10 protein-coding genes and 1 pseudogene are annotated in these 15,660 nt (G+C 62.1%); 3 read left to right on the top strand and 8 right to left on the bottom strand.

What is annotated here, in order from left to right:
- Window positions 1-140 precede the first annotated feature (140 nt).
- The 3 genes from ACVRRC_RS10475 to ACVRRC_RS10465 all read right to left on the bottom strand — a co-directional run bounded on the left by ACVRRC_RS10475 (window position 141) and on the right by ACVRRC_RS10465 (window position 4,409).
- Complete coding sequence (locus tag ACVRRC_RS10475; protein ID WP_472996978.1) at window positions 141-2,219, bottom strand: TonB-dependent receptor domain-containing protein; 2,079 nt, start codon at window positions 2,217-2,219, stop codon at window positions 141-143.
- Window positions 2,220-2,358: 139 nt separating this feature from the next.
- On the bottom strand, window positions 2,359-3,702 hold the full coding sequence (locus tag ACVRRC_RS10470; RefSeq protein WP_125842913.1) for a HAMP domain-containing sensor histidine kinase: 1,344 nt from the start codon (window positions 3,700-3,702) through the stop codon (window positions 2,359-2,361).
- Window positions 3,699-4,409, bottom strand: a complete 711-nt coding sequence (locus tag ACVRRC_RS10465; RefSeq protein ID WP_472996977.1) for a response regulator transcription factor — start codon at window positions 4,407-4,409, stop codon at window positions 3,699-3,701. The genes ACVRRC_RS10470 and ACVRRC_RS10465 overlap by 4 nt, the downstream gene beginning before the upstream one ends.
- Before the next feature lie 195 nt (window positions 4,410-4,604).
- Between ACVRRC_RS10465 and ACVRRC_RS10460 the strand changes: the two genes are divergently transcribed.
- Window positions 4,605-6,176, top strand: a complete 1,572-nt coding sequence (locus ACVRRC_RS10460) for a sensor domain-containing diguanylate cyclase (protein ID WP_049340161.1) — start codon at window positions 4,605-4,607, stop codon at window positions 6,174-6,176.
- A gap of 120 nt (window positions 6,177-6,296) precedes the next feature.
- Here ACVRRC_RS10460 and ACVRRC_RS10455 read toward each other — a convergent pair whose 3' ends face one another.
- The 4 genes and pseudogenes from ACVRRC_RS10455 to ACVRRC_RS10440 all read right to left on the bottom strand — a co-directional run bounded on the left by ACVRRC_RS10455 (window position 6,297) and on the right by ACVRRC_RS10440 (window position 9,426).
- Window positions 6,297-6,506, bottom strand: a complete 210-nt coding sequence (locus tag ACVRRC_RS10455; RefSeq protein WP_472997001.1) for a hypothetical protein — start codon at window positions 6,504-6,506, stop codon at window positions 6,297-6,299.
- Between the two features lie 53 nt (window positions 6,507-6,559).
- A pseudogene (locus ACVRRC_RS10450) lies at window positions 6,560-6,748 on the bottom strand (hypothetical protein); the annotation flags it as partial.
- A 278-nt stretch (window positions 6,749-7,026) separates the two neighbouring features.
- Complete coding sequence (locus ACVRRC_RS10445) at window positions 7,027-7,299, bottom strand: hypothetical protein (RefSeq protein WP_048330453.1); 273 nt, start codon at window positions 7,297-7,299, stop codon at window positions 7,027-7,029.
- Between the two features lie 126 nt (window positions 7,300-7,425).
- Complete coding sequence (locus ACVRRC_RS10440; protein WP_472996976.1) at window positions 7,426-9,426, bottom strand: TonB-dependent receptor family protein; 2,001 nt, start codon at window positions 9,424-9,426, stop codon at window positions 7,426-7,428.
- A gap of 517 nt (window positions 9,427-9,943) precedes the next feature.
- On the opposite strand from ACVRRC_RS10440, the gene ACVRRC_RS10435 reads away from it, so the two are divergent.
- Together ACVRRC_RS10435 and aldA are read left to right on the top strand one after the other, a co-directional pair.
- Window positions 9,944-12,100 (top strand): PQQ-dependent dehydrogenase, methanol/ethanol family, encoded by a 2,157-nt coding sequence (locus tag ACVRRC_RS10435; protein WP_472996975.1) that lies wholly within the window; start codon window positions 9,944-9,946, stop codon window positions 12,098-12,100.
- A 16-nt stretch (window positions 12,101-12,116) separates the two neighbouring features.
- Window positions 12,117-13,553 carry an aldehyde dehydrogenase gene (gene aldA, locus ACVRRC_RS10430; RefSeq protein WP_472996974.1) on the top strand — a complete coding sequence of 479 codons (1,437 nt, stop codon included), beginning with the start codon at window positions 12,117-12,119 and terminating at the stop codon, window positions 13,551-13,553.
- A gap of 138 nt (window positions 13,554-13,691) precedes the next feature.
- Here aldA and ACVRRC_RS10425 read toward each other — a convergent pair whose 3' ends face one another.
- Complete coding sequence (locus tag ACVRRC_RS10425) at window positions 13,692-15,602, bottom strand: sigma-54-dependent Fis family transcriptional regulator (RefSeq protein WP_472996973.1); 1,911 nt, start codon at window positions 15,600-15,602, stop codon at window positions 13,692-13,694.
- Window positions 15,603-15,660 lie beyond the last annotated feature (58 nt).

Genomic DNA, 15,660 nt, shown 5'->3' with positions numbered 1-15,660 from the left:
GATTACGAAACGGCTCACGTCAGGCTCCGGAGGGAAACAGCTGAACTCATACGAAAACGCCCGACACAGGCGTTCGGCCGGTCGGGCAGCGGCTTCGATGCGCTGTGGCGCCGGTGAAGCGCGCCACTTGCGTCCGGCGTCTAGAAGTCGACCGTTACGCCCACGACCAGGCGGCGTCCATCGAGGACCACCTCGTAGTCATCATTGGCCACTTCCTTGTTCGCGACGTTGTACAGCCCGGCAGTCAGGTCGACGTTTCGGCTCAGCCCATACACCGCCCCGATGTCGACGAAGCCGTATCCCGGAGTGCCTTCGCTCATGCTGGTGCGGCTCAGGTAATCGGAGGTCCGGCTGCGGTAGTTGTACTGCGACCAGAGGTTGAGCTTGTCCGTCATCTGCCAATCAAGGTTGGTGTTGAACATGTGCCGCGGTTGCTTGTTCAGCGGTTCACCCTTGAACTCCCCGCTCTTCTGCTCGGAATCGGTGAAGGTGTAGCTGCTCGTCCAGCTCAGATCATCGGTGATGGCGTAGTCGAGCGTGAATTCGAGCCCCTGGATGACCGCCTTATCGATGTTGCGGGTGGTGCTCAGGAAATAGAAATTATTGCCGCCGAAGTTGCAGGCATAGTTGGCTACGTCATTGTTGTTGGCGGCGTTCGGACTGGTGCAGAAGCGATCTTCGGCGATCTTATCCTTGTAGACGGTATGGAACAGCATCACGCTGGTCCCCAGGCCAATCGAGGGGTCGTCAAAAACGAAGCCAACTTCATAGCTGGTGCTGGTTTCGGGTTCCAGATCGGGATTACCGATGCTCAGCGCGCGCGGCAACGGCTGGCCATTGGAACCGACGTTCGGCGATCCGCCGCCACCGGTCCGGCCACCGAAGCCCTCGGTCGCCTGGGTCAAGGTCGGTTGCTTGTAACCGGTCGACACCCCGCCTTTCAACGTCAGCGTGGGCGTCAGGCTGTAGACACCATAAACCCGCGGCGACAGATGCCCGCCGAAGAACTCGTCATCGTTGTAGCGCAGCCCGGTGGTCAGCGCGAAGTCATCGGTGATGCCCCACTCCACTTCACCGTAGATCGCCGCGAGCCAGCGGTCGGCCTCATGCACGCCACCCGCAATGCCGTCGTTGAACAGCACGTTCTGGCCGTTGACGAACTCCTCGTCCTTGTACTGTGCGCCCAGCGTGATCGTGTGCGAACCCCAGAAATAGGTCCCCTGGGTATTGAAGATATTGACCGTCTCTTCCATCGACAGGTCTTGCACGCGCTCGGACACGTCGCGTTGCAGGTAACTGTTGAGCAGCCAGTCGCCATAGTTGCCTTCATGCGACAGCGTCCAGACCTCCTTCTCGAAACGGTTCGTGGTCGCCTCACCCTCGGGCAGGCTTGTCGTCACTGGGGAACTCTTGCCTGCGGTATGGCGAGATTTCTGCGTGACTTCGCGGTAGCCCAGGGTAAACCTGTCGGCCTCGGTAGGCGTCAGGAACAGGTCAGCACCGACATTTCTTTCACGGGCCTCCGGCTTGCTTTCACCCGCGTTGAAGGCTTCGCCACCGACATAGTCGCTTTCGTAGGTGTGGGTATAGGCACCGCTCAACTGCAGGCCCATCAGCCCGGGAATCAGCGCGCCGCCGGCAAACAGCTCGGTGTGGTACTCGTCTTCGTTGTAGTCGTTCTGGGAAAACATCTTCTGGCCGCGGACGGTGCCCGCCCATTCACCGGAAGACCGGCGGGTGATGATGTTGATCACACCGCCCATCGCTTCGGAGCCGTAAAGCGAAGACATCGGCCCGCGAATGACTTCGATACGCTCGATCATGGCAAGCGGCGGCAAGGCCAGCTGCTGCTTGCCGCCGGAAGTACCGTTGGTTTGCGTCTGGCGCCCGGCAGAAATCGGGCGGCCGTCCACCAGAACCAGGGTGTATTCGCTGCCCATGCCGCGGATGGTGATGTCCTGCTGGTTTCCACCGCCGGAAACGTAAACGCCAGGAACGTTTTTCATGGCATCGATCACGCTGGTATAGGACTGCGCCTCAAGCTGCTCGCGCGTAATCACCGAAATGCTTGCAGGCGCCTGCGCGATGTTCTGCTCGTGGCCGGCCGCAGTCACCACCGTCGTGGGCTGCAGTTCTAGCGGGTCCTGCGCACACGCCGGCGCACTCATCCAGGCCGCAGCAATTGCACAAGCCAGCCGTTGTCGATTGAAAATGACCATGTACACCCGTCTCCCTGAGAAGCCATAACGTCTTCTGCGGTCCGCCAGATGGCCGCAGGCAAGGCGTGGCGGCACACGAGGCCGTCATGCCGCGAGCAATGCTATTCATTCTCATTTGGGAGTAAAGTGCATTTACAAACTATACAGTTTGCAATGTCAGATGCAGCCGAAGCCCGGGATCGAGGTTCTCTGCCCAGAGTTCGCCGCCCTGCAGCTGCACCATGCGCCGGGCGATAGCCAATCCGAGACCAAAGCCATCCCCTCCAGGCCTCGCTGCATTCAGGCGAGTGAACGGTCGAAAGATCATCTCCAGCTGATCTGGCGCCACTCCAGGTCCTTCATCTTCGATCCAGAGGTGCCAGTGCTGTCCTTCCAGACGTCCCGCAAGGCGCACGCTCCCCTCGCGTGGCGAGTGACGGATCGCGTTGCGCAGAATGTTTTCCAGCGCCTGGGCCAGGCCATTGAGGTTGGCGCTGACCCGGCATTGCTCGGGAAGATCGCATGGCAGCCGCTCCGACGCCCAGCCGGATTCGAAACAGGCATCGTCACGCAATACGTCCCACAGTGCGCCGACATCAACCTCTTCGCGCGGTAGTGAGGGGCGCTCGGTATCCAACCAGACGAGCTCGAGACTGCCGCCGATCAACTGCTCCATACCCTTCACTTCCTGCGTCACCCGACAGCTGAGCGCATCGGCACGACATCCACGATCGGCAGCCGCACGCAGGCGGCTGAGCGGTGCACGCATCTCATGGGACAGGTCGCGTAGCAACTGACGCTGGAAAGACACGGCGCTCTGCAACCGCTCGGCCATGTGCTCCAATGCCTGAGCCAGCTCACCGAGCTCATCGCGACGGGCAATCAGCGCACCCCCGCGCATGCCGAGCTGGTCCGCCCGCAGCGCATTGGCCTGAGCCTGGAGCCGTTTCAAAGGTTCGATCAGCAGTCGGTAGATCAGCCCGCACAACAGCAGCGCCAGCAAGCCTGGCACGACAATATTGATGACCACCTGCAGCAGGAACATCGAGGTGCTGGGCATCAGCCGCTCGGGCAACTGCAGTATCAGCTGCCCGCCATCCGGATGCTCCGGGAACGGAACACTCAGGTAAGGCGGCTCTGTGCTGCGGCGGCTAATCCGCCAGTCAATGCCCCGCACCATTTTCAGCCGCGCGTAGTCATCGAGGCCGAGCGGCTGCATGCTCAGTGAATCCATTTCGGGATTGACCACAACGGCCCAGGTGGCTTGCGCCTGGCGGAACTCCTCCTGCCAGCGATGCACAGCTTCGCGACCACCGGCGCGCCAGTTTCTCTCGGCGTCAGCAGCGTATTGCAGCAGTTGCTCTCGCGTCTCGCTTGGCAAGTAGCTGCTGCGATCACGCACATATTGCGTCCATGACTGGCTCAGCCAGATCATCGACAAACAGAAGCCGATCTGCAGTAACGCCAGGCGCCAGAACAATGAGTGACGTGACGGTAGGCTCATCGCTGGCCTCGCGTCACCATGTAGCCGGTGCCCCAAGCCGTTTCCAGCTGTAGTGCCGTGCAACCGATTGCCTTCAGTTTGCGGCGCAGATGACTGACATGCATATCCAGGCTGCGATCATGGCTTGAATAGTTACGGTGCAATGCCTGCTGATAAAGGTGTGCCTTGCTCAACGCCGTACCAGCGTGCTGCCACAGCATCGCAAGCACGCGGTACTCGCTGGGCGTCAGGCCAGCCCAGCATCCAGCGATTCCCACATCCCGCCTCTGCTCATCGAAATGCAGATGTTCGCAATCCAGTGCGGGCAGGCCATCGGAACGCTCGTATGCCACCCGGCGCAGCACCGCCTCGATGCGTACGCTCAGTTCAAGCAGGCTGAAAGGCTTGGGCAGATAGTCATCGGCACCCTGGCTGAAACCGGTGATGCGATCCTGCTCGTTGCCCAACGCGGACATCAGGATGACCGGCACGCGACGACGACGGCGCAACTGCTGCAGCACGTCCAGCCCAGTAGCGCCGGGCAGCATGATGTCCATAAGGATGAGATCGAAATGCTCAATCTGAGCCCGCGCGAGACCCGCCTCGCCATCCGCACAATGAGTGACCGAATAACCGATCGACTCCAGATGATCTACCAGGTGACGGGCGAATTCGGGGTCATCTTCGACGGCCAAAAGATGAGCTCCAGGAGCGGTTGTATCGGGCATCGGCTGAACGCGCAGAGAGAATGAGATCGATTATTATCCACGAACACCTATTGGCCGCCAGCCTGTTTTCCTCATGAACCAGCGCTTGGCGGCACAATGCCTGTATCATTGCTCGCCTTTGAATTCCGCTCGCAACAAACCTGACGGTAGCAATCCAATGGTCCGCGCCAATACGTTTCTGGAGAATGGCGAGTCATGTTTCGGCTGGATCTACAAAAACTCACACTGCTGCTGGCGCTCGTCGCGGGCCTGTTGACCTTCGCGAACAGCTTCTTAGCCGGGTACACCTCGCAGCGTGACCAGCTGTTCGAGCAGACCCTGGAAGCAAACCGGGCCTATGCACGCAAGCTCGCAGACACCACCGATCAGTTTTTCCTAAACAGCCGTCGCGAGCTGGCCTACGCGGCAGAAGTGCTTTCGACGCGCTTCGATGACCCTGCCGCGAGGGACAGCGAGACCGAACGACTCAAACTCAAGAGCGAGCAGTTCAGCCGAGCAGTTATCATCAGCGCCGACGGGCAGATCGTCTCGGCGTCACCTGAAAGCGCGAGCCTGGTGGGGCTCAAGGTCAACAGCGTGGGCGCGACGCGCGCGCTGAAAGAGCGGGTGCCGCTGATCAGCGAACCCTACGTCGCCACCGATGGCATCTACCTTATAGCGGTGACGCATCCCATATTCGCCCCCGATGGCCGTTACCTCGGCTTCATCAGCGCTTCACTTTTTCTACGCGAACGCAACGCGTTGCATGGCCTGCTGGGCGTGCATTACTACCGCGACGGCTCGTACCTGTACGTGGTGGACACCCAGGGCCGACTGATCTTCCATGAAGACGGCAAGCGGGTCGGCCAGAACGCATCGAGCAATGCGGTAGTTCGGCAGGTGCTGTCGGGCCAGGAGGGAAGCCAGCGCGTGGTCAATACGCTCGGCGTAGACATGCTTGCCGGCTTCGCGCCCATGCAGAGCACCGGATGGGGCATCATCGCCCAGCGCCCGACCGGCGCCATCGATGCAAAGCTCACGCAGCTGGCGCGGACCACGCTGCTCAATGCGGTGCCGTTCGCCCTGATCTCGCTCGCGGTGTTCTGGTGGCTGTCCAGACTCATCTCCAGACCCATTCGCGCCCTGGCCGATACCGCCGAACACTGGGGCGCACCGGAAGCCGCCGCTTGTATCTCGACCGTAAATTCCTGGTATTTCGAGGTCTCGCGATTGAAGGGAGCGATGCTCGCCGGGGTTTCCCTGCTTCAGCAGAAGATGGGTGCACTGGAAGCCGCGTCCATGACCGATCCGCTGACCGGTCTGCGTAACCGCCGGGGCCTGGAGCTGGCGCTCAAGCAGTTCGACCTGCTCGAGAAGCGCTACGCGGTGGTAGCGCTCGATATCGATCATTTCAAACGGGTCAATGACGAACACGGCCATGATGTGGGCGACGAGGTCCTACGTTTTCTCGCCGAGATCATGACGGAGCGCTCTCGCCCCACCGATGTGCTCTGCCGTATGGGTGGCGAGGAGTTCCTCATGCTGCTGCCCGAGACCGATGCCACCGGTGCCAGTGTTGCCGCTGAACGCCTGATGACACGTCTGCGGCAAACCGCAAGCCCTACAGGCTCACCGGTAACGGTATCCATCGGCATTGCGTGCAGCGACAGCCATGCTTCGCACGAGGCGAGCTTCAAGGCCGCTGACGAAGCGCTTTATCAGGCAAAGAAAGCGGGCCGCGACCGCATGGTTCTCGCCCCTGCCATCGCACGGCAGCCATTGGGGTGATGCGGGGTCACTTGGCGACTGAACCGCGGCTGGCTTCGCAGCTCTGGAGGTTCAGACATGCGCAACTACATTCATGCGGTTGCCGGCGGCACGGAACCTACATGCCTTGGCGAAAGCGCATCAAGGCCCGCCAATCAATTGTTCTAACGCCTCGACAGCCTCACTGCACCACTCCGGTATTTCATCGAACTTGTATTCCACAACCGAGGCATTGGTGATCTCGACCTCGAGCACGGCCTGTTCACCCGAGTTGTCGAACAGGTACGCTCGGCTCGTCGCCAGGATCGCTTCAGGCAGCAAAGCCAAGCTGCGGCGATAACGCGCGCGCACCTTTCCGGCGCAACGTCATGGCCGTTTTCGGACACCCGAATCGCGATCCGATTGATGTTGAATTCGGGCGTTTCGGTCGCGACGAAGTAGAGGTAGGTTCGGTAGCCCGCCGCCCTGGCCTTGCAAATGAAATCGATCTTCGAACGGTCGGACATGACGGTCTCGAAGGTAAAGCTCGCCCCACGCTCGAGCAGTTTATGGCGGATATAGTCCGCAATGACCGAAGCGTGATAGGAGTTCATCTCCATGCCGTTGAGACAAAGATCCGAACCGGTCATGGAAAAATGTTCGGTCTGACCCACCAGGGCTTCTCGCACGATGAGCGGATGCTCGACGAAAAAAAGCCTTGAAGGCATCCTCTGCGCAGTCGACCTTGAACGGCGTGAAATCGATTGCACCGCGGTTTCTGGCTTCGCGTTCGAGGTCGTCCGCGTTGACGTAGGTGTAGATTAGCTCCGGAGCGAGGATGTGCTTGATCGTACTCTTGCCGGACCCGTTTGGACCGGCGAAGACACGGAGCCTAGGCTCCCGCACCCTTTGGCGCCTCTGCACCTAGCAGATGCGTAACGCCGGCCTTCACTTTGCGACGCGGCTTGGACAGGCCGAGGACTCGCTGCGTGCCGTCGGGCAGCTCAGCAATGATCATACCGTTACGCGAGACCACGACTGTTTGGCCGGACGATCTGGCTCGTTGGTACGCCTGTTTCGTTGCCATCGAGGCCTTGAACGGGATCTGGTCCTCGAGTTCTCGCGTGGCCTCTTCCGAGAGCACATTCTCAGCAAACGTCGCCATCATTCCTCCCATCCTGTCGATGTGACTGGATACTCGCATAGGTAGCCCGAAAAGCATCGATTCAAAATGTCAGGCGAGGACCGCAGCGTGGCGTAATCCAACGCGCTACGAAACAGTCGCAGACAGCTACTCGAACGTCAGCTTCGCCCCGGCGTAGATCGTGCGGCCAGGGGCAGGCTCGTAGTAGCGGCCGAAATTATCGTTGATACGCAGGTTGTCGAAGTAGTCGCGATCGAACAGGTTGTCGATACCAATGTAGGGCTCCCACTGCTGACGGCCCCACTGCAACCGCCAGCCCAGGCGGGCGTTGGCTACTGCATAGCCGGGCACGCGGTCGAGGTTGGCGTTGTCCGCGTACTGACGGTCATAGGCATTGATGTTGACCCGTGCATGCCAATCGCTGCGGTCGTAGCTGACCTCAGCGAAAAGGCTCTGCTGCGGAATTCCCGGGATGCGGTTGCCGTCGTAGCCCTGGAATTGCTCGAAACGATAGCGGTTGTAGCTCCACGCTCCAGTCAGCCGCCAATTGTGTCCTACCAGCCAGTCCGCGCTAAGCTCGACGCCGTCGCGGCTGGAGCGGCCCGCATTAGTGTAGAAGGTTCGCCCGTCGACTTCCGGAACCAGTTCGTCCTCGATGCGCATGCTGTAGAACACCGCTTCGTAGCGCAACCCCGGGTACTCTCCCTTGACGCCCACCTCGCGATTGACCGACTTCGCAGGCCCGAGCGATGGGTTAAAGCCGCCTCCGGTTGGATTGGCCATTTCGTTGATCGTCGGCGTCTCGAACGAGGTCGCGTAACGCACGTACGCCACATGATGGGCGTCCAGCTGCCGGCTCAGGCCCAGGCTGTAGTTCCAGTCCTCCAGGTTGCGCTCCCCCGAGGCATCGCCGTCGCTCAGGTAGCGGTCTTTGGCCTCGAGCCGCACGCTGTCATAGCGCAGACCTGCGGTGAGCAACCAGGCATCGCCCAGGTTCACCTGATCCTCGATAAACACACCCCGGCTGTCTGCCGTTTCGCGCTGGCGCTGAGTAAGGACGCCGGCGATTCCGCCAGGCAAGTTGTCGTTTCGGGAGCGATCATCCCGCTGACTCTCCAGATCCATCCCGACGGTCAACTGATGGGGCAAGCCCGCCAGCTCACGGTGAAAGGTACGCTGGGCACCCACCCCGGCGAACCATCGGTCGTAGGCTGTCTGACCATTGGAGCGCAACGGGAGGCGGTTGCTGAACTCCCGCTGGCCGTAATAACCGCGCAGCTGGTAGGTATCGTCGCCTGCGGCCTTACCATCCCAAACCAACGAAAGGCGTTGCTGCTCAACGGTCTCGTCTGAATCGAACTGAAGGCTTTCTGGCCGCGCCTGGGAACGATCGGCCCGGACCTGATCCAGGGTCAGCCCACCGGGGTCTTCGGCCCGGTTATCGATCGCATGCAGGGTGAAACCGAGCGTGCCACCCTGCCCCTGCCAGCGCAGCTTGCCGGTGAGGTGGTTGGTTTCGGCCGTCCCGTGGCTGCGGTAGCCGTCGAGTTGCGTTGCGTTGATCGCCAGCAAGGCGCCCAATGCTCCGGTGCTGCCACTGGTTTCCGCGCGCATCCGGCGATAGCCCAGTTCGCCGCCTGTCACCTCGACCTGAGTGCGCGGCGAGTCCCCTGGCTGTCGCGTCTGAATCGCCAGAACGCCACCGGCGGCATTGCCGTACATCGTCGACGAGGGGCCACGAATCACCTCGATACGCTCGACCAGAGAGGTATCGAGGCCGTCCATTTCGGTCTGTCCGTCAGGCATCGTCAAGGGAACCCCGTCGACCAGCACCCGCACGCCGCGCACGCCAAAACTGGAACGGGAACCGAAGCCGCGAATCGACAGGCGCATGCCCTGCGCCACGTTGTAGCGGCTCTGCGAGATCACGCCCGGTACAGGCGCCAACAGGGTGTCGAGGCTGAGCAACTGCTCGCCCGGATGGTCCTGCGCGTCGACGGCGGACACCGCCATCGGCAAGGTAAACCAGTCCGATTCTGCTCGAGGCGAGCTCACCCACAGGGGATCGAGCGTGAGCGGCTCGCCCATCTGGGCAAGCAGTGAACCGGATACCAACGAGAGCGATCCGGCTAGCAGTAGTCGATGCATGATTGAGCCTTGTTGTTATTGAGTGACGTGTCGCCGACCTCCGTTGAAACGCCCGGCGAGCAGGAAGCGAATGGACAGCTTGGAGCCCGGCGCTCTGGCACACGTGTTCCAAACTACAGAAACGGCCTGAAGCGGGAAATCCTCCCTTAGCGTCACTAACGCAACGCACATGCCAAGCGAGCCTGACGACCTCACCGTTTACCGTTCATGCCTTCGAAACAACCCTCAACCCGTTGTCCTGCTGTTCCGGCAGTGCGTTCTGAATTGCCGCTCCGCATACAGATGGTGGTCTCGCAGCCTGGGTGCGCCCTTTGCCGTGTCGCCAAGACGCGACAGTTGTCGCAGCCGTGCAACGGTCCTGGTGCGACAGGCCGCCTCAACCGTGGACGACCTGGATCGCGTCAGCCAGCGCCAGTTCTAGCTTTGCGGCCAGATTGGAACGGCTGGCACAGCGGTTGCTCTCTCCGATTACCTGCCCTACGGGGCGGCCATAACCAATAACAAGAGAGAGCCTTCGATGAATCAGTTCGATCCCCGTTCGGGCCGACGGCCCACCGCCCTGCTTGGCGCCAGCCTTGCCGCGTTACTGTCCCTTCCGCTGCACGCCGCCGATGTGGACGGGCAGCGCATTGCCAATGCCGACGCAGAACCCGGCAACTGGATGAGCCACGGTCGCGACTACGGCGAGCAGCGCTACAGCCCCCTGAAGAAAATCACCGACGAGAACGTCGACAAGCTCGGCCTGGCCTGGAGTTACAAGCTGGACATCGATCGGGGCGTGGAAGCCACGCCTATCGTGGTGGACGGCGTGATGTACACCACCGGGCCCTTCTCCATCGTCTATGCGCTCGATGCGCGCACCGGAAAGGAGATCTGGAAATATGACCCCAAGTCCGACCGTTCCCGCGCAGGTGAAGCCTGCTGCGATGCGATCAACCGCGGCGTCGCCGTGTGGAAGGGTAAGGTCTATGTCGGCGTGCTCGACGGCCGCCTCGAAGCCATCGACGCCAAGACAGGTGAACGCGTCTGGTCGGTCGACACCCGCTACGACAAGGAACGCAGCTACTCCATCACGGGCGCGCCGAGGGTCGTGAATGGCAAGGTCGTGATCGGCAACGGCGGCGCCGAGTTCGGCGTGCGCGGCTACGTCACCGCCTACGATGCCGAAACCGGCAAACAGGCCTGGCGCTTCTTCACCGTCCCCGGCGACCCGGACAAGCCGGCCGAAGGCAAGGGCATGGAGATCGCCAAGAAGACCTGGCATGGCCGCGCGTTCGTCGAGCAGGGCGGCGGCGGAACCGCCTGGGACTCCTTCGCCTACGACCCGGAGCTGAACCTGCTCTACATCGGTGTCGGCAACGGCTCGCTGTGGGATCCGATCTGGCGCAGCGAGGGAAAGGGCGACAACCTGTTCCTGTCCTCAATCGTCGCGGTCAATGCCGATACGGGTGAATACGTCTGGCATTACCAGACGACACCGGGCGACGCCTGGGACTACACCGCTACCCAGCACATGATCCTTGCCGACCTGCAAATCGACGGCAAACAGCGCAAGGTCCTGATGCAGGCGCCGAAGAACGGCTTCTTCTACGTCATCGATCGCGCAACCGGCGAGCTGCTTTCAGCCGAGAACATCGTGCCCATCAACTGGGCAAAGGGCGTGGACCTGAAGACCGGTCGCCCCATCGTCGATGATGAAGCCGCGGCCTACTGGAAGGGTGAGAAGAAGGCCAAGCTGGTCCAGCCGGGCTTCTGGGGTGCGCATGACTGGCACCCTATGTCCTATAACCCGAACACGGGCCTCGTCTACATCCCGGCGCACATCATGTCCGCCTGGTATGAGCACGTACCTGATGCGCCCGCGCGCAACAAGTTCAAGAGCATGTACCAGCTGGGTCTGAAGACCGGGATGATGCCCGAGGATCCTGAAGGCCTTGGCAAATACGCCGACACCTGGTCCGGCAAGCTGATCGCCTGGGACCCGGTCAAGCAAGAGCAGGCTTGGGAGGTGCCCTACGTCACCATCTTCAACGGCGGGACGCTGACCACCGCCGGCAACCTGGTGTTCGAGGGCAGCGCCGACGGGCGGGTCATCGCCTACGCGGCCGACAATGGCGACAAGCTCTGGGAGCAACCCGCTGCCAGTGGTGTGATGGCCGCCCCCATCACCTACAGCGTGGACGGCGAGCAGTACGTGACCTTCATGGCTGGCTGGGGCGGCGCGTTCTCCACCTTTGCCGGCGCCCTGTCGCTGCGTGCCGGCGTGCAGCCCTACGCACAGGTGCTGACCTACAAGATCGGTGGCACGGCTGAACTGCAGGAGCCGGCACCGGGCAAAGACGCCCCCGAGCCGCCACCGCTGACGGCCGATGCTGCGACAATCGAAGCCGGCGCCAAGCTGTATGACGGTTACTGCTCGCAGTGCCACGGTATTCATGCGGTCAGCGGCGGCGTACTCCCCGACCTGCGCATGCTCACGCCGGAAACGCACAAGCAATTCCTCGGCATCCTCCACGGCGCGCGCATTCCCGATGGCATGCCCTCCTTTGCCGAGGCGTTCGATCGGAAGCAGATGGAGCAGATCCACCAGTACCTGATCAAGCGCGCCCACGACCGTCTCGAACACGGCCCGGACGACCTGCCGCAACCCACCCAGAAAACGGCCAGCAACTGAGCACCAGGAGATCGACATGACTGACGCAATCACCTATCAGAACTATATCGACGGCAGCTTTGTCGGCTGCGACAACCTCGTCGAGGTGCGCAACCCGGCCACTGGCGCCCTGCTCTCACGCGTCCCGGAATCCGATTCGGTCACCGTCGAGCGCGCCATCGCAGCCGCCCGTACGGCGCAGAAAGACTGGGCGAAAAAGCCAGCCAACGAGCGCGCCGGCTACCTGCGCGCCATCGCCAGCAAGATTCGGCAGAACGCCGAGCGCCTGGCCCGCGTCATCACCGAAGAGCAAGGCAAGATCCAGAGCCTGGCACTGGTGGAGGTGAACTTCACGGCCGACTACATGGATTACATGGCCGAGTGGGCGAGGCGCATCGAGGGCGAGATCATCACCAGCGACCGCCCTGGCGAGAATATCTTCCTATTCCGAAAGCCGCTGGGTGTGGTTGCCGGCATTCTGCCGTGGAACTTCCCGTTCTTCCTGATCGCACGGAAGATGGCGCCGGCACTGGTCACCGGCAACACCATCGTCATCAAGCCCAGCGAGGAAACGCCGAACAACTGCTTCGAATTTGCCAAACTCGTGGCCGAGACCGACCTGCCCAACGGTGTGTTCAACGTGGTCTGCGGCAGTGGCGCCGGCGTGGGCAGCGCCCTGACGACCAGCAGCGGAATCGACATGATCAGCTTCACCGGCAGCGTAGGCACCGGTTCACGGATCATGGCCGCCGCCGCGCCGAACGTTACCAAGCTCAACCTGGAGCTGGGCGGCAAGGCCCCGGCCATCGTGATGAACGATGCCGATCTCGACCTCGCCGTTACGGCTATTCGCGCCTCTCGAATCATTAACACAGGCCAGGTCTGTAACTGCGCCGAGCGCGTCTATGTTCAACGCGGCGTGGCCGACCAGTTCATCGAACGCATCGCCGGGGCCATGGCCGAAACCCGCTATGGCGACCCAATCGCCCAAGCGGATGTGGAAATGGGGCCGTTGATCAACGAGGCCGGCCTACGCAAGGTCGAGCAGATGGTACGGACCGCCCAGAACCAAGGCGCTCAGCTGATCACTGGCGGCGCCGTGGCCGATCTCGGGCAGGGCTTCCACTACCAGCCGACCATCCTTGCCAATTGCTCGCAGGACATGGAGATCATGCGCCAGGAGATCTTCGGCCCGGTGCTCCCGATCCAGATCATCGACGATCTCGACGAAGCCATCGCCCTGGCCAACGATTGCGAGTACGGCCTGACCTCCTCGATCTACACGCGCGACCTCTCCACAGCGATGAAGGCAGCCGGCGGCCTGGATTTCGGCGAGACCTACATCAACCGCGAGAACTTCGAGGCGATGCAGGGCTACCACGCCGGCGTTCGCAAGTCCGGCATCGGCGGTGCGGACGGAAAGCACGGCCTATACGAGTACACCCATACTCATGCTGTGTATCTACAAAGCTGAGTTGAGCTGCGGTAATCCAGAACCCCGCCCCGGCGGGGTTCTTGTCCTTTGGTCGAGCGACGACCAGCGCCAGATCCTAGATGGGCGGGGCTGCCATCCGCTCCGGGCCACCGAAAGCACCGAGTCGCATACGAGAGATCATTTGCGCTGCGCCGCCAGGCCGTAACGGTGCAGCTTGCGATAAAGAGTGGCGCGATTGATGCCGAGGGAACGAGCCGCAGATGCGACGTTGCCGCCGTGCTGCTCGAGTGTCGTTTGCAAATGGGCCGCCTCGGCTGCATCCCGGGTCGTCGTTAGCGACGGCGCCGATGACGACCGCTCCGCGGGCACCGACACGACTTCCGGCGGCAGGCAGTCGGGACCAATTATCCCGTCGTCGGCGAGCGCGACGGCACAGCGCAGCACGTTGATCAGTTGGCGCACATTGCCAGGCCATGCGTAGGTGGCCAGGCGCTCCATTGCATCGGTGGTCAGTTCGACATGCTCATCCCCGGCCTCACGTGCCAGGACACGACGGATCAGGCCCCTACGATCCGCACGGTCACGCAAGGCGGGCAGCCTCACCGTCAAGCCATTGAGCCGGTAATACAGGTCCTCACGAAACGCCCCCGCAGCGACCATCGCTGGCAGGTCGCGGTGCGTCGCGCACACGAGCTGCAAGTCCAGGGCGACCGGGGTCGAAGCGCCCAGCGGCACCAGCTCCCGCTCGGCCAGCACGCGCAGCAACCTCGTCTGCAAATGCGCCGGCATATCGCCGATCTCGTCGAGGAACAGCGTCCCGCCATTGGCCTGCTCCAGCTTGCCCTTCATTCCCTGCCGGCTGGCACCGGTAAAGGTCCCGGCACGGTAGCCGAACAGCTCGCTCTCGATCAGCGATTCGGGGATCGCGGCACAGTTGAGCGCGACGAAAGGCCCACTTGATCGCGAGCTCGCCTGATGGATCGCCCGCGCAAACGCCTCCTTGCCTGTGCCCGTTTCGCCAGTCAGCAGCAGCGAGATGTCGCGATCAAGCACACGCCGCAGCTTCTGGACGGAGCGTTGCAGGTCAGGGTCTTCCCCTGCCAAGTGCTCGAGCGTCGGCTCTGCGGGAACCACCCTCAGCCCGCGCACATTTCTGGAGTGCCGCGTGGCGGTGGCCGGCATACGCAGCGTGACCTCTGCCGTTCCACCGGCGAGTGACAAGGATGCACTGCGCTGGCCGCCCTGCGTCAGGGTGATCAGCTCATCCAGCGACATGGACAGGACATCCTGGACTGCCACCCCCAGCAGAGGGATCCCCTGACCGGCGGCCTGAAAGGACGCCCGATTGGCACCGAGGATGCGGCCCGCGCCATCGATCGCCAGCAAACGCTCGTTGCCCAGATCACTGGCATCACCGCCCAGAGTCAGCATGGTGCAACCGGCATAGCGTTGACGGAAACTGGCGTTCTCGATGAGCCGCGCGTACAGGTTCACCAACTGGAGCGTCAGGTACTGCGCCTGCTTCGGCCCGCCACTGTTGAGGCACGAGGCATTGAGGCAGCCCAGCAATGCACCCTGGGGATCGAACAGCGGTGCCACCGAGCAACTCAGCACGGCGTTGCTGCTGAGAAAATGCTCGTCCCGGTGGATGATCAGTGGCTGGCCGGCCGCCAGCCCCGTGCCGATGCCATTGGTCCCCACCAGCGACTCGTCCCAGCAACTGCCAATCACCAACCCCGAGTCCGCGTAGGGGCTGTGCTCCCCAGGCAGCCTCGCGTCGAGCGTGATGCCGCGGCAATCACTGAGCAGCACCGCAAAACCGGCCGGATTCAGGCGCCGCGCGAGCCCTTCCACGCCCTGGCTCGCGATGGACAGAAAGTCATGGTGCTCCTCTTGATGCAGGCGGATCTCGTGGTGCTCGAGCTGAACATGAGAGGCAGGTTTAGCGGGATCGAGCCCATGCTCGTAGACGCTGCGGTACCAGGATTCGGCGATTAACCGATCCGGATTGGGGCCTCGGCCAGCGAAGTGCGTAGCAACGAACGCCGAAAGGTCGCTTGGGAGCTCGGATGGTGGGCGCGCGATCATGCGGGACTCCAAACAGGGCGCCGAGTCGGGCCATGCGTAATTGTTCGTATCGGCCATG

The sequence above is a fragment of the Stutzerimonas sp. LR2 genome (genome assembly GCF_055755175.1).
This window is presented reverse-complemented; position numbering and strand designations above follow the sequence as displayed.